This is a genomic window from Pseudomonas sp. UF-293, assembly GCF_058245595.1.
On sequence record NZ_JBSICA010000002.1, the window covers coordinates 372,893 to 391,241 of the forward strand.

General features: G+C 60.9%; 17 protein-coding genes. 7 read left to right on the forward strand and 10 right to left on the reverse strand.

The window, feature by feature from the left end:
* Window positions 1-28 precede the first annotated feature (28 nt).
* Window positions 29-745 (reverse strand): TorF family putative porin, encoded by a 717-nt coding sequence (locus tag AC4IHP_RS04185; protein ID WP_490830944.1) that lies wholly within the window; start codon window positions 743-745, stop codon window positions 29-31.
* 203 nt (window positions 746-948) lie between these two features.
* Window positions 949-1,137: a PFL_1563 family small protein gene (locus AC4IHP_RS04190; protein ID WP_016985943.1), complete on the reverse strand. Its 189-nt coding sequence runs from the start codon at window positions 1,135-1,137 to the stop codon at window positions 949-951.
* A gap of 340 nt (window positions 1,138-1,477) precedes the next feature.
* On the opposite strand from AC4IHP_RS04190, the gene AC4IHP_RS04195 reads away from it, so the two are divergent.
* The 3 genes from AC4IHP_RS04195 to AC4IHP_RS04205 all read left to right on the forward strand — a co-directional run bounded on the left by AC4IHP_RS04195 (window position 1,478) and on the right by AC4IHP_RS04205 (window position 4,245).
* Window positions 1,478-2,314, forward strand: a complete 837-nt coding sequence (locus tag AC4IHP_RS04195) for a CvfB family protein (RefSeq protein WP_490830945.1) — start codon at window positions 1,478-1,480, stop codon at window positions 2,312-2,314.
* 118 nt (window positions 2,315-2,432) lie between these two features.
* Window positions 2,433-2,825, forward strand: a complete 393-nt coding sequence (locus tag AC4IHP_RS04200; RefSeq protein WP_490830946.1) for a DUF2177 family protein — start codon at window positions 2,433-2,435, stop codon at window positions 2,823-2,825.
* Between the two features lie 490 nt (window positions 2,826-3,315).
* Window positions 3,316-4,245 (forward strand): DMT family transporter, encoded by a 930-nt coding sequence (locus tag AC4IHP_RS04205; RefSeq protein WP_490830947.1) that lies wholly within the window; start codon window positions 3,316-3,318, stop codon window positions 4,243-4,245.
* Here the strand turns inward: AC4IHP_RS04205 and AC4IHP_RS04210 are convergent.
* Window positions 4,193-5,374 carry an MFS transporter gene (locus AC4IHP_RS04210; protein ID WP_490830948.1) on the reverse strand — a complete coding sequence of 394 codons (1,182 nt, stop codon included), beginning with the start codon at window positions 5,372-5,374 and terminating at the stop codon, window positions 4,193-4,195. The two genes, AC4IHP_RS04205 and AC4IHP_RS04210, sit on opposite strands and share 53 nt — an antisense overlap.
* Before the next feature lie 103 nt (window positions 5,375-5,477).
* On the opposite strand from AC4IHP_RS04210, the gene ptrR reads away from it, so the two are divergent.
* Together ptrR and AC4IHP_RS04220 are read left to right on the forward strand one after the other, a co-directional pair.
* Entirely contained in the window at window positions 5,478-6,371 is an 894-nt protein-coding gene (gene ptrR / locus AC4IHP_RS04215) for a putrescine utilization regulator PtrR (RefSeq protein ID WP_490830949.1), read from the forward strand.
* Window positions 6,372-6,513: 142 nt separating this feature from the next.
* The gene (locus AC4IHP_RS04220) at window positions 6,514-6,642 is read left to right on the forward strand and encodes a PA1414 family protein (RefSeq protein ID WP_003184145.1); all 129 of its coding nucleotides are present in this window, start codon (window positions 6,514-6,516) and stop codon (window positions 6,640-6,642) included.
* Between the two features lie 161 nt (window positions 6,643-6,803).
* On the opposite strand, the gene AC4IHP_RS04225 is transcribed toward AC4IHP_RS04220, so the two are convergent.
* From AC4IHP_RS04225 to speB, 4 genes are all read right to left on the reverse strand, one after another.
* Window positions 6,804-8,183, reverse strand: coding sequence for a sodium:solute symporter family protein (locus tag AC4IHP_RS04225; protein WP_460125093.1), 1,380 nt, complete (start codon window positions 8,181-8,183; stop codon window positions 6,804-6,806).
* 159 nt (window positions 8,184-8,342) lie between these two features.
* Complete coding sequence (locus tag AC4IHP_RS04230) at window positions 8,343-9,845, reverse strand: purine-cytosine permease family protein (RefSeq protein WP_460125095.1); 1,503 nt, start codon at window positions 9,843-9,845, stop codon at window positions 8,343-8,345.
* Between the two features lie 51 nt (window positions 9,846-9,896).
* The gene (locus tag AC4IHP_RS04235; RefSeq protein ID WP_490830950.1) at window positions 9,897-10,319 is read right to left on the reverse strand and encodes a YybH family protein; all 423 of its coding nucleotides are present in this window, start codon (window positions 10,317-10,319) and stop codon (window positions 9,897-9,899) included.
* Between the two features lie 10 nt (window positions 10,320-10,329).
* Window positions 10,330-11,280 (reverse strand): agmatinase, encoded by a 951-nt coding sequence (gene speB / locus AC4IHP_RS04240; RefSeq protein WP_003222717.1) that lies wholly within the window; start codon window positions 11,278-11,280, stop codon window positions 10,330-10,332.
* 343 nt (window positions 11,281-11,623) lie between these two features.
* Here speB and AC4IHP_RS04245 point away from each other — a divergent pair, with 343 nt between their 5' ends.
* The gene (locus AC4IHP_RS04245) at window positions 11,624-12,517 is read left to right on the forward strand and encodes a LysR family transcriptional regulator (protein ID WP_007956593.1); all 894 of its coding nucleotides are present in this window, start codon (window positions 11,624-11,626) and stop codon (window positions 12,515-12,517) included.
* Between the two features lie 7 nt (window positions 12,518-12,524).
* The gene (locus AC4IHP_RS04250) at window positions 12,525-13,121 is read left to right on the forward strand and encodes a tRNA-uridine aminocarboxypropyltransferase (RefSeq protein ID WP_460125100.1); all 597 of its coding nucleotides are present in this window, start codon (window positions 12,525-12,527) and stop codon (window positions 13,119-13,121) included.
* A 118-nt stretch (window positions 13,122-13,239) separates the two neighbouring features.
* Here AC4IHP_RS04250 and AC4IHP_RS04255 read toward each other — a convergent pair whose 3' ends face one another.
* The 3 genes from AC4IHP_RS04255 to AC4IHP_RS04265 all read right to left on the reverse strand — a co-directional run bounded on the left by AC4IHP_RS04255 (window position 13,240) and on the right by AC4IHP_RS04265 (window position 18,304).
* Window positions 13,240-14,601 carry an HlyD family type I secretion periplasmic adaptor subunit gene (locus AC4IHP_RS04255; RefSeq protein WP_262137898.1) on the reverse strand — a complete coding sequence of 454 codons (1,362 nt, stop codon included), beginning with the start codon at window positions 14,599-14,601 and terminating at the stop codon, window positions 13,240-13,242.
* Between the two features lie 10 nt (window positions 14,602-14,611).
* On the reverse strand, window positions 14,612-16,771 hold the full coding sequence (locus AC4IHP_RS04260; RefSeq protein ID WP_073472856.1) for a type I secretion system permease/ATPase: 2,160 nt from the start codon (window positions 16,769-16,771) through the stop codon (window positions 14,612-14,614).
* A 174-nt stretch (window positions 16,772-16,945) separates the two neighbouring features.
* Window positions 16,946-18,304 carry a TolC family outer membrane protein gene (locus AC4IHP_RS04265; RefSeq protein WP_039761048.1) on the reverse strand — a complete coding sequence of 453 codons (1,359 nt, stop codon included), beginning with the start codon at window positions 18,302-18,304 and terminating at the stop codon, window positions 16,946-16,948.
* Window positions 18,305-18,349 lie beyond the last annotated feature (45 nt).

Consider the following 18,349-nt stretch of genomic DNA (forward strand, 5'->3'; position numbering starts at 1 on the left):
TGCAGGATGCGCGCGGCAGTTCAGCCGATCAATAGAACGTACGTACGGCTTTGAGTGTGACGAGGCCGTCGCACTCACTGTTGTGCCCGGAATAGGCCGAGCAATCACTGCCGCTGAGGCTGGAGTCGCTGTAGATCAGATCAAGATCGACGCCCATGAATGGCCGCGACAGTTTCACTGACCAATCAGTGAAACTGCTGATGTAACCGCCGTCCACCGCCACTGGCGTATTCAATTGGTGCGTGGTGTATTTCATGCTTACGCCAATGCCGAACGGCTGATTGCCAGTGAGGTCGGCAAACAAGGTGTTGTTCTGTTTATCCGGATCGTTGCTCAAGGCGATGCCGAAGCGACTGCCGAGCAGGGTCAGACCACCAAACAGCTCCTGGCTGTCGAGGGTGTCCACCCGGGGATAGCTGTAATGGATCATCCCGACTTCATAGCCGAGCACCTGATCGAACGGCTGCTTGAAGCCGACGTAGGAATCGATCTCGAGGTTCTTGCCCGGGCTGATGCCCATGCTCGGCGCGTACTGGCCGAAATACACGCCGCTGTCGTGGCTCAGGTCGAGGCCGCCATGGAACGAACCGACCGCCGCCGGCTTGACCAGTCCCTGGGCCATGCTGCGGCTGGGCGTGGTGCCAAGCTTGAGATCGAAGTCGCCGAGTTCACCCTGAAAAACCTGCGCGTGCGCGGTCGTGCCTGACAGCAGGCTGACGAACAATAAACAGGGAAATGGGCGCATGCGTCACTCCATGAACCGCGAGCGCAGGGCGAAGGCCTGCTGAAACGCTTGATCTAGACGCGTGCAAGGATACCGACGAATGCTCGGCATTGATGGCCGTTCGTCGATTTTCGGGGATTTTTGTTTAAAGAGAAGGGGTATTGCGCGGTGCCAGTCCAGGCGCTTCGAAGCTCAAAGCGCCTCTGGACGGGGTGAAACCGTTATTACTTCTTGCCCAGGCTGATTTGCTTGGACGGGCCGAATGTCTGGCCACTGACGCCTTTGGCAATTTGCTGGATCTCGCCGCCGGACTTGAGGAATGCTGCGATCTGATCGTTGATCGATTCGCTGGTTTCAACGGCTGGAGCTGGCTTTGCTTTGCTGGTGGATGCTTTTACACGCATGGCGGCCATTAACCTTTAGAAAAGTAACTCGGCCAGGCATCGTACAGGAATAACTTGACAATAGCTTGGTAAATATCCCCCGGAATAACCAACCCCAGCGCTGCATTATTACCGGTTCGATACTTTAAATATGCCGCTAAGCTGCTGTTTTAAATAAGATCATGTGCGCGCAACGAGGCAATCGGGCGCAGTCGCAAGCCGCTTGGGCGGACTGACGAGCGGCACCTCGGCGAGCAATGACCAAGCAAAATCAACACGTTGAAGCAGGCTGGCCGGGTATGAGGATCTGGCGCCCGACTACTGCGGCAAAAACGGGTAGAATGCCGCCCACGTATTGAGGGTTTTGGACATGGCATTAGTCGGGCGTTACAACAGTTTGCAAGTGGTTAAACACACTAACTTCGGTTTATATCTGGACGGCGGTGCCGACGGCGAAATTCTTTTGCCCAACCGTTATATCCCCAAAGATATTCCCAGCGAAGATGAAGACTGGCTCAACGTATTCATCTATCTGGACAGCGAAGACAAACTTCTCGCCACCACGGAAAAACCCAAAGTTCAGGTCGGCGAATTTGCCAGCCTGAAAGTGGTTGAAGTCAACAGCATCGGCGTGTTCCTCGACTGGGGCCTGCCGAAAGACCTGTTGCTGCCGTACTCGGAAGAAAAGCGCCAGATGACCGCTGGCGAATACTGCGTGGTGCACGTCTACCTCGACAAACACACGCGCCGCATCACCGCCACCGCGCGTCTCGATCGTTACCTGGACAAGACCCCGGCCACCTACAGCCCGGGCCAGGAAGTTGATCTGCTGGTAGCCGAAGCCACCGACATGGGCTTCAAGGCGATCATCAATAACAGGCACTGGGGCCTGATCCACAAAAACGAGATCTTCAAGTTCATGCGTTCGGGCATGCGCGAGAAAGGCTTCATCAAGGAAGTGCGCGCCGACGGCAAGATCAGCCTGAGCCTGCAGCCGGTTGGCCAGGAAGCGGCCAGCAGCCTGAGTTCGAAGATTCTCGGCAAATTGCGCGAAAATGACGGCACCCTGGCGGTCAGTGACAAGAGCGACCCGGCCTTGATCAGCAGCCTGTTCGGCGTCAGCAAGGGCAACTTCAAGAAAGCCATCGGCTCGCTGTACAAGGAAGGCAAGATCGTCATTCACGCCGATCGCATTGAACTAACCTGACTCACCGCAGGCCAATGGTAGGAGCTGCCGAAGGCTGCGATCTTTTGATCTTGATCTTGTATGAAACAGCTCAAAAGATCGCAGCCTTTGGCGGCTCCTACATATAGAGGGAAGGCAAATGAAAAAGCCGCTGATCGCTTACGTCGCAACGCTGCTGACGTTTCTGCTGCTCGACGGCATCTGGCTCGGGCTGCTGATGGCGCCGACCTATCGCGAACTGCTCGGTTCGCTGATGCTGGATAAACCGCTGCTGTTGCCCGCAGCGGTTTTTTATTGCCTGTACGTTATTGGCTGCGTGGTGTTTGTCGTGTTGCCGGCGCTGAGCTGGCAGCGGGCGGCGAAGCTGGGTGGGCTGTTGGGGCTGGTGGCGTACGGCACTTATGACCTGACCAATTGGGCGACCTTGCGCGACTGGTCGGTGCAGGTGAGTTTGATGGATTGGGCGTGGGGGACAGTGGCGACGGCGGTTGCTTGCGCTGTCGGTTATTGGGTGGCGAAGCGATTTGCGTGAGCTGATCCTGCAGTTGTGTTGGCACTGCGGGCCTCTTCGCGAGCAAGCCCGCTCCCACATGTTCACCGAACCCTCTGTGGGAGCAAGCCCGCTCCCACATGTTCACCGAACGCTCTGTGGGAGCAGGCTGGCTCCCAGATGTTCACCGAACCCTCTGTGGGAGCAGGCTGGCCCCACATGTTCACCGACCCCTTTGTGGGAGCAGGCTGGCTCCCAGATGTTCACCGACCCCCTGTGGGAGCAGGCTGGCCCCTCATGTTCACCGAACCCTTTGTGGGAGCAGGCTGGCTCTCACATGTTCACCGACCCCTCTGTGGGAGCAGGCTGGCCCGCGAATGACGGCGCAGCCGGCAGCCATTCACTGCTGACGCCGCAGAAGAACTAAATGTCTTTTCCAGACGGTTTTTTCCGCGCGACTGATTGATAATCCCCGACACTGTTTTCTGACCATTGGATGGCCTGCCATGTTGTGTGTGTTCGAGGTGTTGCGGTGAGTGCCGAGCGGCGCAATGCCGACGGTTTTGCCCTGCAAGTGATGATCGGCCTGTGCCTGATCTGGGGGGTGCAGCAAGTCCTGATCAAATGGGCGGCAACGGACATCGCGCCGGTGATGCAAGCGGCGGGACGCTCGGGGATTTCCGCGTTGCTGGTCGGCTTGCTGATCTGCTGGAAGGGCGGTTGGGAGCAGGTGGGCAGCACCTGGCGCGGCGGCTTGCTGGCCGGTGCGCTGTTTGGTCTGGAGTTCCTGTTCATTGCCGAAGGACTGCAACTGACCACCGCCGCGCACATGTCGGTGTTCCTCTATACCGCGCCGATCTTCACTGCACTCGGCGTGCATTTTCTGCTCGCCAGCGAGCGTTTGCGACCGTTGCAATGGCTGGGGATTCTGCTGGCGTTCATCGGCATTGCGATTGCCTTCGCCGGCGGTGTGTCGTGGGACAACCTCGACCGCCGCATGCTGCTGGGCGATGCCTTCGGCGTATTGGCCGGCGCCTGTTGGGGCGCGACCACCGTGGTGGTGCGCGCCTCGCGACTGTCGGAAGCGCCGGTGACATTGACCCTGTTTTATCAGCTGATGGTCGGTTTCATTGGTCTGCTGTTGATCGCGTTGTTCAGTGGCCAGATCACCCACGTCAGCCTGACCAGCGTGGCGGTGGCCAGTGTGCTGTTCCAGGGCCTGGTGGTGTCGTTCTTCAGTTACCTGGTGTGGTTCTGGCTGCTGCGCCGTTATCTGGCGGCGAACCTTGCGGTGTTCTCGTTCATGACGCCGTTGTTCGGCGTGACCTTCGGCGTGCTGCTGCTCGACGAACAGTTGAGCCTGAACTTCGTCATCGGCGCCGTGCTGGTGCTGCTCGGCATCACTTTCGTCAGCGCCGAGCAGTGGCTGCGTCGGCGTTTGCGCAAGGCACTCGGCCAGTAGCCCTGGCCTGCATCGCCAGCGCCCCGGCCACCAACAGGCCCGCGCCGGCGATCAGTAGCGCCGGCTGCAAACCGCCGCTGAAATGGCTGCTCAGCGCCGCCAGCAGCGGGCCGCTCAGCTGGCCGACAGCGAAGCACGCCGTGAGCATCCCGGCGTTGCGCTGAGTGGCGTGGGGCGCCAGTTCTCGCGAACGCTGCATGACCAGTTGCATGCAGGCCAGAAATGGCGTGCCGCAGAGGATCACCCCCAACGCCAGGCCGAGGCCGCTGCCCAGCAGACAGGCGAACACTCCGGCCGCTTGCAGCCACAACGTCGCCATCAGCCAGTGCCGCGTGGTCTCGGGATCATGTCGGCGCAGACTCACCAGCCACACACCGATTGCCGCGCCGAGGCCAAAGCACGGCCAGAACAGATCCGCCTGCCACTGGCCGTGAAATTGTGCATTGGCCATCTGCGACAGGAACGTTGCCGGAATGATGTAGCCGATGCCGTACAACGCATACACCAGCGCCAGGCGGCCAATGCCTCGATTCGCTGAAGTCGCCGGGGTGATCGCCGTCTTCGTTGCCGCTGCAGGCTGCGGCAACAACCGCCAGACGCCGAGCATCATCAGCAACGCGGCGGCCGCATAAATCAGCCACAGGGTTGCCGATGTCTGCTGCAAACGGTGTGAGATCAGTGCCAGCAACCCTGTCAGAAAAATTCCCAGGCCTGGCCCGGCAAAAACCAGAGCGCCCCAGCGCGGGCGACCCGCGGCCGCCGCCAGCGGCTGACTGAGTGAAGTGATCATCACCAGCACCCACGCACTCGCCACGCCGGTACCAAAACGCAACAGCAAGTGCGACCAGAAACCGTTGGCCCAGAACGACGCCAGGGTCAGCAGCACGCACAGCCACAACCCACCATGCAGGCGTCGCTGCACCTGCTGTGGCCGATGCGCGAACATCGCATCCACAGCACCCAGCAGATACCCGAGATAGTTGGCCGCCGCGATCAACCCGGCGGCAGTGAGGTCGATCTGCCCTTCGCTGAGCAGGTGCGGCATCTGTGGCGTCAGGGCGAAACGGCCAATGCCCATGGCCATCATCAGGGCAACGAAACAGGCGGATAAACGTATCAGCGGCGACATGGTCGGGCTTCCTTCAAAGGAGCAATGACCGTCAGGCTAGGATCGATTGACTTTCTTTAAAATTGAATAATAGTGAGTAACTTGTTCTGCTCAGGAGAAAGCAGTGGAATTCAGCCAACTGCGGATATTTCAGGCGGTCGCCGAGGAAGGCTCGATCACCCGCGCCGCCGAGCGCCTGCATCGCGTGCCATCAAATCTGTCGACGCGCCTGAAACAGCTCGAGGAGCAACTGGGTGTCGAACTGTTCGTCCGCGAACGGCAGCGCTTGCAGTTGTCGCCGGCGGGCAAGGTTTTGCTCGACTACACCGGCAAACTCTTCGCTTTGCGTGATCAGGCCAGCGCGGCAGTGATGGGCGGGCAACCGGCTGGGGATTTCGTGCTGGGCACCATGTACAGCACGGCGGCGATCCATCTGCCGGCGCTGCTGGCGCGTTATCACAAGCAATACCCGATGGTGAATTTGCAGGTGCAATCGGCGCCGACCGGCGAACTGCTTGAAGGGTTGCTCACCGGCCGCCTCGACGCAGCATTGGTCGACGGTCCGCTGCAATTGGCCGGGCTCGATGGCGTGCCGCTGTGCGAGGAGCGGCTGGTGCTGATCACTGAAATCGATCATCCGCCGGTACGCACCGCGCGCGACGTGGAAGGGCGTTCGGTATTCACCTTCCGTCAGGGCTGTTCATATCGCATGCGTCTGGAAGCGTGGTTCTCTCATTACCACGCGGCGATGGGCCGGCCGATGGAGATCGAGTCGTATCAGGGCATGCTCGCCTGTGTGATCGCCGGCAGTGGTGTCGCGTTGATGGCCGAGTCGATGCTCGCCAGCTTGCCAGGTCGTGAGAGCGTTGCGGTGCATCCGTTGGCCGAGTCGTTCGCGGGTGCGACAACGTGGCTCATGTGGCGCAAGGGCATGGCCGGGGCCAACCTGAATGCCTGGATCGACGTGCAGCAAGCGGTCTATCCCGTGGCTTTGCATGAAGTACGTGAAACAGCGTGAACCAAACACAACAGTTTCTGTTCAATTCAGTAACAGATCATTGCGGATTTGGCCGAGCATTGCGTAGGACTTCGGACTATTATCAGTGCGAAGCGGCCTCAGAATTCCGGCTGCTCAGCACCACCCTGAAGGGGGCATGACGATGAAAGAGAAAATCCAGAACTGGCTGCACGATTTGGGAGTTGCCCTCGGTTTGATCGAACCGCCTCTGCAACCGGTACCTATTCGCACGGACGACGAACAGCGTCGACGCCAGCCACGTCGCCGTTAATACCTGCGATCAGAGATTTCAAGATCGCAGCCGTCGGCAGTTTCTACAAAGGGTAGGAGCTGCCGAAGGCTGCGATCTTTTGCTTTTCATCAGGCAAAAAAAACGGGTGTGGCCACCGACGCCACACCCGTTGAAGAAAACATCAGGTCGTTACCGTTGACTCACACCGCAGTTGCCACTGTCGCTGGGCGCGGCGAGAACAGGCTGACCAGTACAAAGCTCACCAGGCTGACACCCAGGCTGTAATAGATCGGCGTGTTCGCATCCATGCCGTCCTTGACCATGAACACCAGCGCAGTAATAAAGCCCAGCGTCATCGCGCTGATCGCCCCGGCGGTAGTCGCACGCTTCCAGAAAATCGCGCCCATCAGCGGAATCAGCATGCCGCCGACCAAGAGGTTGTAAGCCAGGGTCAACGCGCTGATCACGTCGTTGACGACCAGAGCAATGCCCAGCACCGCGATCCCCGTCAGCAGCGTAAACAGACGGCTGACCGCGACGTTGGACTGTTTGCCACCGCGCAGTTTCGGCAGCAGGTCTTCGGTCAGGGTGGTGGACGCGGCGAGCAGGCCGGCGCTGGCGGTGGACATCATCGCCGCCAGTGCAGCAGCGATCACCAGGCCACGAATGCCGTCAGGCAGCGAGACTTTGACGATGGCGGCAAAGGCGTTGTTGACGTTGTCCAGATCCGGAATCAGTACATGCGCAGCCATGCCGATCAAGGCGCAGACCAGGCCGTAAATGATGCAGTAGATCCCGGCCGAGGTGCCGGCGTACTTGGCGACTTTTTCGCTTTTGGCGGTGAACACGCGTTGCCAGATGTCCTGGCCGATCAGGATGCCGAAGAAGTAGATCATGAAGTAGGTGATGATCGTGTCCCAGCCGATGCTGGTGAAGTTGAAGCTGGCCGCCGGCAGTTGCGCGACCAGTTGATCCCAGCCACCGACGCGGTACAGGCAGATCGGCAGCAGCAGGAACATCAGGCCCACCGTCTGGATGCCGAACTGGACGATATCCGTCAGGGTCAGCGACCACATGCCGCCGATCGTTGAATAAATCACCACGATGCCGCCGCCCAGCAGTATGGAGACCCAGAAGGGCAGACCGAACAATACCTGCAGCACGGTGCCGATCGCCAGAATCGAGGTCACGCCGATCATCAGTGCGTAAGCGAGCATGATCGTCGCACTGGCGGTGCGCGCCATCGGGTTGTAGCGCTTCTCCAGGACCTGGGTGACGGTGAATACCTTGAGTTTCAGCAAGGGTTTGGCGAGGAACAGGTTCAGCGCGACGATGCCGCAACCCAGTGCCGCACACAGCCAGAAACCGGAAATGCCATGCACGTAACCCAGGCGGACCGTGCCGACGGTGGACGCGCCGCCGAGGACGGTCGCCGCCATGGTGCCCATGTACAGCGACGGCCCAAGGTTACGCCCGGCAACCAGATAGTCTTCGTGGGTCTTGGCCTTGCGCATGCCGTAGTAGCCGAGAATCAGCATCGCAGCGGCATAAATGAGTACGACGAATAAATCCAAAGCCATGATGGCGTGTCTCCGATTGTCTTTTTTATGGTCAAGCAAATGGGGTCTGCAAGGCTTCCTGTGGGAGCGAGCCTGCTCGCGAAGTCGCACGCACATTCAATAAAGATGTGACTGACAGATCGCTTTCCCGAGCAGGCTCGCTCCCACAGGGGATGGGTGTCAGGCGGCCTGACGCAGTTGAGGTTTTATGGCGGCTTCGCTGCGCACATCCGTCGGCCCAAACACCTCCCGAGGTTCGGGGAACAGGCGCAGCAGCGTCAGATACACCACCGACGCCAGGCCCAATGTCACCGGCAAACTGATGTCGATGCCACCGGCCAGTTCGCCCAGCGGGCCGACGAACTGCCCCGGCAGGTTGACGAAGCACAGGCCGACCAGCGCACTCGGAATCCACGCCCCCAGACCGCGCCAGTTCCAGCCGTGGTTGAACCAGTAGCGTCCGCCCTGTTCGCCGCGGGTGAACACTTGCAGGTCATCCGGGCAGTAGAAGCCGCGCCGCACCAGCAGGCCGATGATCATGATCACCATCCACGGGGTGGTGCAGGTGATGATCAGCACGGCGAAGGTCGACACGCTTTGCACCAGGTTCGCCGCAAAACGGCCGATGAAGATGAAGGCGATCGACAGCACGCCAATCAGCAGGGTCGCCTTGACCCGGGAGAGCACGCGCGGGAACACGCTGGACATGTCCAGCCCGGTGCCATACAGCGACGTGGTGCCGGTGGACATGCCGCCAATTACTGCAATCAGGCACACCGGCAGGAAGAACCAGCTCGGCGATACGGCCAGCAAGCCGCCGACATAGTTGTTCGCGGCGATGTAGTCCGGCGCCTTGATCGCGACGATGGTGGCGGTGGCGAGGCCGAACAGGAATGGGATCAACGTTGCCAGTTGCGCGGCGATCACCGCCAGCATGATCCGGCCCTTCGGTGTCTCACGCGGGATGTAGCGCGACCAGTCGCCGAGGAATGCACCGAAGGAAATCGGGTTGCTCATCGCCACCAGCGCTGCGCCGATGAACGCCGCCCAGAACCCGGCTTGGCCGAGCGCGACGCTGCCGGCGTAGTGGCTGTCGAAAGCAGGGGCGAAGGCGAAGATGCCGAGCAGGAACAACAGGCTCGCGGCCCACACGGCGATGCGGTTGACCCACAGCATGATGCGGAAACCGTAGATGCACACGGTCAGCACCAGTAGCGCGAACAGACCGTAGGCCAGGCCCAGGGTCAGGTCGGTTTCCGGCAAATCGACGAGGCGTTTGGCGCCGCCGACCAGCGCATCACCCGAGCTCCACACTGACAGCGAGAAGAACGCGATTGCCGTCAGCAACGACAGGAATGACCCGACAATCCGCCCGTGCACGCCGAAGTGCGCACCGGAAGACACGGCGTTGTTGGTGCCGTTGAGCGGGCCGAACAGGCCCATCGGCGCAAGGATCAGCGCACCGACCACCACACCCAGCACAATCGCCCAGACACCGGCCTGAAACGACAGGCCGAACAGCACCGGGAAACTGCCGAGCACAGCGGTGGCAAACGTATTGGCGCCGCCGAAGATCAAGCGAAACAGGTCGCTGGGTCGGGCGTCGCGCTCATGATCCGGGATCTGTTCGACCCCGTTTGTTTCGATACTGCTAAGGCTTTTTTCGTTGTTGTTGTTATTCATGATCTGCTCCGATCATCAGGCGCGCTCATCGTGCGTGAGCGTCACCATTGGCTAAGGGGGTGGCAGCCCTTCCGGCATTGCGGACAAATGTTCGTGACAGGCCAGCCATAGGCCTTGTTGTTCTAGGCTCGACGCTTGTTTTCTGAAAACAATCGTCTCGCGCTCCTGGCTGAAGTGTTGCTCCCCTTGCATGCGCAGCTCGGTGGCCACGTCATGGATGAAAACCGCCACGTCACCCTGCAGGCTGACAAAGGCGTTGCTCGAGGTGCACGACAGCACCTCGAATCCATCCTCGGCGCGCCAGCGGTCCCACAACGCCTGATAGGCATCGCGCGACAACAATGGCTGCTCGAGGGTGTAGAAAACGAAGCTGGCATCGGCGCTGAACGCCCTGAAGTAAGCTTCGCGATCGTTACGCGCAAACGCGGCGACCAACTCGGCGGCCGCGTGCAAAACCTGATCACGTGCGTGCATGACCCGACCCTCAGCGATGAACCACGCCAGGCAGTACGCAGAGCATTTCGTACAGCAGGTTGGCGGCCAGCAGCGAGGTGTTGCCGGTGGTGTCGTAAGCGGGCGAGACTTCTACCAGATCGCAACCGATCAGGTCGAGGCCCTGACAGCCACGGACGATTTCAATCGCCTGAATGGTGGTCAGGCCGCCGATTTCCGGGGTGCCGGTGCCGGGCGCCCAGGCCGGGTCGATGCCGTCGATGTCGAAACTCAGATACACCGGACCGCCACCGACCTTCTCGCGCACTTCCGCCATCAGCGGCGCCAGCGACTTGTGCCAGCACTCTTCGGCCTGCACCACGCGGAAACCCTGGTCGCGGCTCCAGTTGAAGTCGTCGGCGGTGTAGCCCTGGGCACGCAAACCGATCTGCACCACGCGGTCGCAGTCGAGCAGACCTTCTTCGACGGCACGACGGAATGTGGTGCCGTGGGCGATTTTCTCGCCGAACATGTGATCGTTGACGTCAGCGTGGGCATCGATGTGCACCAGACCAACCTTGCCGTGCTTTTTATGAATCGCGCGCAGGATCGGCAGGGTGATGGTGTGGTCGCCACCCAGCGTCATCGGGATAACGTTGTGCTCGAGAATGTTGTCGTAGGCTTCTTCGATGATGCGCACGGCGTCGAGCAGGTTGAAGGTGTTGATCGCCACGTCACCGATGTCGGCCACCGACAGCGAGTCGAACGGTGCGGCGCCGGTGGCCATGTTGTACGGGCGGATCATCACCGATTCGGTGCGGATGTCGCGCGGCCCGAAGCGGGTGCCGGGGCGCAGCGAAGTGCCGATGTCCAGCGGCACGCCAACGAAGGCAGCGTCGAGGCCGGCAGCGGTCGGTACATGGGGAAGTCGGAGCATGGTGGCGATGCCGCCGAAGCGCGGCATTTCATTGCCGCCCAGTGGTTGGTGAAGAATCTTGTCCACGGGTAGGGCCTCATCGTCTTTGTTTTATTTATGCCGGCGCGCCGTTGAGCACAGGTTCGCACGCCGCTGTGGGGCCGATGATGCGAAATGTAGTGGCGGGGAAGAATCGCTACGGGCAAAAACTTAGTTCAGATTTTTCTAAACTAATGCCAACCAGCGGCTTAGACTTCGCACCACTGGAATCTCTGAAGATCTCACTCTGTGGGAGCGAGCCTGCTCGCGAAGAGGGCATGACAGTCAACCTCGATGGCGAGTGACCCGACGCCTTCGCGAGCAGGCTCGCTCCCACGATATGATCTCCATCGAACTGTGCATTGCGCGTTACCTCATGACCGGAGCAGAAATGGCCAACGCCTTACCCGACCTGAAACTCCTGCGCATCTTCGTCAGCGTTGTGCGCCATCAGGGTTTTGCCAATGCGCAGCAGGAACTCAACCTGTCGACCTCGGCGATCAGCACCTACATGAGCCAGCTCGAAGCCGCGTTGGGTCTGGTGCTGTGCCATCGCGGGCGCGGCGGGTTCAGCCTGACCAGCAAGGGCGAGCTGTTCCATCAGGAAACCCTGCGCCTGCTCGCCGAACTTGAAGGCTTCGAGCAGTACGCCGCCGCGCTCAAGGGCGAACTGCGCGGCACGCTCAACCTCGGGGTGATCGATTCGACGGTCAGCGACAAAGCCCTGCCATTTGCCGAAGCCATCGGCGCCTACAGTCAGGAACACCCAGCGGTGCATCTACACTTGTCGGTGATGAGCCCTTACGAATTGCAGCTCGGCGTGCAGGACAATCGCCTCGATCTGGCCATCGGTGCGTTTTCCACGCGCATGAGCGGTCTGGTCTACATGCCGCTGTACCGCGAGCAGCACTGGCTGTATTGCAGCAGTCGTCATCCGTTGTTCAACGAGCGGCGCATCCCCGAGCAGGTCATCACCCAGCAACGGATGGTCGGGCGCGGTTACTGGAGTCAGGCGGAACTGGCCCGGCATGGTTTCAAACACAGCGCCGCGACCGTGGAAAGCATGGAAGCGCAGCTGATTCTGGTGCTCTCCGGCGCCTACATCGGTTATCTGCCGGAGCACTACGCGCAGGCCTGGGCCGACAAGGGCGATCTGCGCGTTCTGCTGCCGGCGACCTTCGGTTATCAGGCACCGTTTTCGATGATCATGCGCAGGGGCCGCAGCCGCGAGCCGCTGATCCAGACCTTCCGCGATTTGCTTAAAGCGCAGCTCAATCAGGCTTGATAAAAAAATGTCCCGACCACAATGCCCGCGCTGCCTGCGCCCCCAGACCCATTGCCTGTGCCCATTGATTCCGCACCTCGACAGCCGCACGCGCGTGTTAGTGCTGCAGCATCCCGGCGAGGTCAGCCACGCCCTGAATACCGCGCGACTGGCGGCGCTGGGTTTGACCAATGCCGAGCTGATTGTGGGTGAGGTGTTCGAGGATTTGCCGACGTTGTTGAACCGGCCGGGCTATCAGGCGCGGCTGTTGTTTCCGGCTGAAGATGCGCAGCCGCTGCAGGTTTACGCGGCGAATGATCAGCCAATGTTGCTGGTCGTCCCGGACGGCACCTGGCGCAAGGCGCGCAAGATGCTGCACCTCAATCCGCTGCTGGCGGCGCTGCCACGGGTGACCCTCGCCGAGGGCGGTGTGTCGCGCTATCGCCTGCGCAAAGCACCGGCGCCGGGGGCGCTATCGACTATCGAGGCGATCGTGCAGGCGCTGGAAACCCTCGAAGCGCCGACGACGTTTGCGCCGTTGCTCAAGCCGTTTGAAGCGCTGATCGAAGGGCAGATTGCGGCGATGGGGGAGGAGACTTTCCAGCGTAATCATGGCGACAGATGATCATTGTCTGTGCGGGCCGCTTTGCGAGCAGGCTCGCTCCCACAGGGGAACGCATCCCAAATGTGGGAGCGAGCCTGCTCGCGAAAGCGCCAGATCAATCACCGCAATTCAAAGATCACTAGCGCTCGCGCATCGCCTCGGTCCGCGCTTTCAACACCGGTTTGAGCAGGTAATCCAAAACGCTTTTCTCCCCGGTAATAATGTCCACTGTCGCCACCATCCCCGGGATGATCAGCAGCGGTTTCACATCGCCGCCCAAGTGATTCTTGTCGGTGCGCACCTGAATCAGATAGAAGCTGTTGCCCTTGTCATCGGTAATCGTATCGGCGCCGATCAGCTCGAGCTTGGCGCTCAGCCCGCCGTAAATCGTGTAGTCGTAGGCACTGAACTTGACCATGGCTTTCTGGCCCGGATGCAGGAACGCGACATCTTGCGGGCGGACTTTTGCTTCGATCAGCAGGTTGTCTTCCAGCGGCACGATTTCGACCATGTCGCTGCCCGGCTGGACCACGCCGCCGATGGTGTTGACCTTCATCTGCTTGATCACGCCACGCACCGGCGACGTCACCGTAGTGCGGCTGACGCGATCGTCGATGGCGATGCTCGAGGCGGTGATTTTCGACAGGTCGGTGCGTTTCTCATTCAGCTCTTTGGCAGCCTCGGAACGGAAGGTCTGCTCGGATTCGTCGATCTTGCTGCGAATCTCGGCAATGGCCGATTCGGCCCGGGGAATCGCCAGCGTGGTGGCGTTCAGTGAGCCGCGAATTTCCACGGCGCTGCGTCTGAGACGGAGGATTTCCACCGGTGACACAGCGCCGGTTTTCACCAGCGGTTCCGACATGTTCATCTCTTGTTGCAGCAACGCGAGGCTGGAGCTGAACTGGCCTTGCTTGGAACGAAACTCCGCCAGTTCCTGGGTTTTCTGCCGCAGTTGTTCACTGAGGGTGCGCTGCTCGCTGGCCAGGCGCCGTTGACGTTGCTCGTACAACGAACGCTCGTCCTCGGCGACTTGCGGCGCCTTGGCGATCACTTCGGCGGAGAGTTTGAAGGGACGTCCCTCGGCCTCCGCTGACAGCCGTTCAACCTGCGCGGTCAGCGCGTAACGGTCGGCCTCGCTTTCGCCCTTGTTCGAGCGAAAGCGTGTGTCATCCAGACGCAGCAGGGTGTCGCCCTTGCCGACCATCTGGCCTTCACGAACGAAAATCTCGGTGACAATGCCGCCCTCAAGGTTCTGGATCACCTGAACCTTGCTCGACGGAATCGCCTTGCCTTCGCCCATGGTCACTTCTTCGAGCACGGCGAATTTGGCCCAGACCAGCGCTGCGATCAGCAGCGCCGCCGCCAGCCACACGGTGATCCGCGATTTGCGCGGCGAATCCTGCAATGCCGCGCCGGCGGTTTCCGGCATGAATTCGGCTTCGGCGCTTTTGCCGAAGCTGTCGAAGTAGCCGCGCTTGTTGCTATCGGAAGTAGCTGGCATGGCGTAACTCCTAGACCGCCGCCGAGCCGACACGGCCCTTGCGCAGTGCATCGATGACCGCTTCTTTCGGGCCGTCGGCGACGACCCGGCCGTTGTCCAGCACCAGCAACCGGTCCACCAGGCTCAGCATCGAGGTGCGGTGAGTCACCAGCAGCAGGGTTTTGCCTTGCACCCAGCCATGCAGTTTCTGCCGCAGTGCATCTTCGCTGCTGTTGTCCATGGCGCTGGTGGGTTCGTCGAGCAGCATGATCGGTGGATCGAGCAGTAACGCCCGCGCCAGCAAAACCGCCTGGCGCTGGCCGCCGGAAAGCAATTGCCCGCGTTCGCCTACAGGTCGGTCGAAACCTTGCGGGTGTTGCCGAGCCAGTTCGGTAACGCCGGTCAGCTCGGCGACTTCGAGCATGCGCGAGTCGCTGATGTAGCGCGCGCCCAAGGTCAGGTTGTCACGCAGGCTGCCGGCCAACAGCGGCAGGTCGTGGGCGACATAACCGATCTGCTGGCGCAGGTCAGCCACGTCCAGTTGGCGCAGGTCGAGGCCGTCGAGCAGCAACTGGCCTTCCTCCGCTTCGTAGAAGCCCATGACCAATCGCGCCAACGTACTTTTGCCGGAACCGCTGCGGCCGATGATGCCGACTCGCTCGCCGGCTTTCAGGCTGAAGCTGACCTCGCTTAGCGCCGGTGCGTTCTGGCCGTTGTAGTGGAACGTCACGCCGCTGACGTCTAGTGCGCCTTGCAGCTGCGTGCGTTCCAGTGGCCGTTGTTTGCCGTCGCGTTCCTGCGGCAGCGCCATCAGTGCGTCGGTGCTTTTCATGGTCAGTTGCGCTTGCTGGTAGCGGGTGATCAGACCGGCGATCTGCCCGAGCGGGGCGAGCACGCGGCTGCCGAGCATGTAGGTGGCGACCAGCGCGCCGACACTGAGGTTGCCGGCGATGATGCTGTAGACCCCGGCAACAATCGTCGCCATCCCGGAAAACTGCTGGATGAACAACGTGCCGTTGGTGGCCAGGGCCGACAGGTTGCGCGCATGGCTGTCGAGGCGGGTGAGGGCGCCGTGGGTGCTTTCCCATTTGTGCTGGCGCTCGCTTTCGGCGCCGCAGGCCTTGAGGGTTTCCAGGCCACCGAGGGTTTCGATCAGCACCGCCTGACGCTCGGCGCCGAGGCTCAGGCTTTTCTGCACGGTGTCGCGCAGGCGCACCTGAATCGCCATGGCGAAGATGATCGTGATCGGAAACGCCAGCAGCGGAATCACCACCAGCCAGCCACCGAGCAGGCCGATCACCACCAGCATCAACACCACGAAAGGCAAGTCGATCAGGCTGGTCAGGGTCACGGCGGTGAGAAATTCACGCAGGCCCTGGAAATCATGAATGCTCTGGGCAAAGCCGCCGATGGTTGCTGGCCGCGCCTTCATCGACATGCCGGTGATGCGCTCGAACAAAGTTGCCGAGAGGATCACATCGGTTTTCTTTCCAGCGGTGTCGAGCAGGTGCGCGCGCACCACGCGCAGCACCAGTTCGAAACCGGTGCCGATCAGCAGGCCGATCGACAACACCCACAGCGTCGAAGTCGCCTGATTCGGCACCACGCGGTCGTAGGTCTGCATGACGAACAGCGGCACCATCAGGCCGAGCAGGTTGATCAGGAAACTGGCGAGGATCGCATCGCTGTACAGCCATTTCGACAATTTGAGAGTGTCGCGAAACCACGCATTTACCCTTGGCACCAGCGGCGCGCGCAGGTCTTCGAGTTCGTGGCGCGGGCGGGCGAACAAGGCCTGGCCGCTGTAGTGTTCGCTGAGCTCTTCGCGGCTGACCCATTGCTCGCCGCCATCCGCCTCACTGGGCAGCAGCAAAGCTTTGCCATCCTCGCCAAACCGCCGCAGCACAGCGGTGCGCCCGTCATTGAGCAGCAGCAGAATCGGCAGGTTCAGCGGTGAAATGTCTTTCAAGTCACGGCGCAACAAGCGCGCCTGTAATCCGGCCCGCGCTGCTGCACGGGGCAGCAGATCGAGGCTCAGGCGTTGTTTGTTCAAGGGCAGCCCGGCGCTCAGGCTGGCACGACTGACCGTGGCGCCATGCAGTTTGCAGAGGATCAGCAGACCGTCGAGTAACGGATCATCGAAGCTCAGGCGCGGATCGACCCCGGTGGCGCCGGGTTCCATGCTGGTCATAGTGATTGCCTCTGTTGAACAGTGATGCGAGGTGAACACGGCCCCTGTAGAAGCTGCCGAAGGCCGCGATCTTTTGACGTCGCTCTGAACGTGACCCGCCTACGGCTGCATTCCTTTGCTGCGCGTGGGAACGATCAGGATCAAAAGATCGCAGCCTTCGGCTCCTACAGGGGTCTATTTCAACTCGGGCAGGCGCGCCTGGTTTTTCACTTCGGTCGTGGCAATCGCATCGGCCGGCAGCACCACGCGTTGCTTGCTCAGCAACTGGCCCATGTTCGCCAGCACGCGGTACATCGAGTATTCCTCGGTGTAGCGGATTTCGGTGTAGCGACGGTTGGCGTTGTACAGCTCGTTTTCGCTGTCGAGCAGGTCAAGCAGGGTGCGTTGGCCAAGGCCGAACTGGTCCTGATAAGCGGCGCGTACGCGTTTGGTGGTTTCGGCATATTCGCGAGCGGTCGGCGTCTGCTTCTTGGCGTTTTCCATGGCGTTCCAGGCCAGGCGAATGTTCTCGTTGAGCTGACGCAGAGCGTTGTTGCGGATGTCCATCGCCTGGTTGATGTCGTGCGCATTGGCCGCCAGACGTGCCTTGTCGCTGCCGCCACGGAACAGGTTGTAGTTCATCACCACACCGACACGCCATTCGTTGTCGTGGCCTTCGTCGCCCTGCACGTTGTTGTTCGCGCCCACTGCCGCTTCCGCGTCGAAGCGCGGGTAGAACGGCGACTTGGCCACTTCGTACTGGCTCTCGGCGGACTGCACGTCAGCCTGGGCGGATTTCAGGTACGGGTTGTTGTCGACCATGCTCTGCTGCGCTTCACGCAGGTCCGGCGGCAGCTCACCGCGAGTCGAGGCCGGGGTTTCCAGTTCGTCGGGCATGCGTCCGACCACGCTGTAGAAATTCGATTCGGCGTCGGCCAGATCAACTTCGGCGGTGTCGAGGTTGTTCTGCGCCAGTGCCCGACGGGCAACCGATTGATCGGAGTCGGCGGTACTGCCGATGCCGCGCTCGGTGCGCAGGCCGATCTGATCGTTGACGCGCAAGTGCGCCTGCAAATTGTTCTTCGCCAGCGTCACCAGCTCACGACGCTTGAGCACTTCGAGGTAGACCTCGATGGTGCGCAGGGCCAGATCCTGTGCGGTGCCTTGCGCGTAGTAGGCACGCGAGTTGGACACGCCCTTGGTGCGCTCGACCTCGTTGGCGGTGTTGAAACCGTCAAAGATCATCTGCCGCAAACGCAGCTCGGACTGGGTGTAATTGAGGATTTCGGTGTTGTGATTACCGAAGGCGCGGGTGTTCGTGTTGTCGCTGTAGCCGCGACCGTAGGCAGCGTTCAGATCGACCGACGGATAAAACCCGCCCTTGGCCACTTTCACTTGTTCATCCGCAGACAGGCGGGCGTCCACGCGCGAAGCGAGTTCCGGGTGAGTGGCGATGGTGCTCTGAATCGCCTCGGTGAGGTTCATCGCCTGGGCTTGGGAAGTGCAAGCCATGGCCAGCAAAACCGCGCTGCAGAGGGGGGTTAAAACGCGCATGGGTGCATCTCCCTGGATCTCAATGTTGTGTTACCGTCGCCAAAT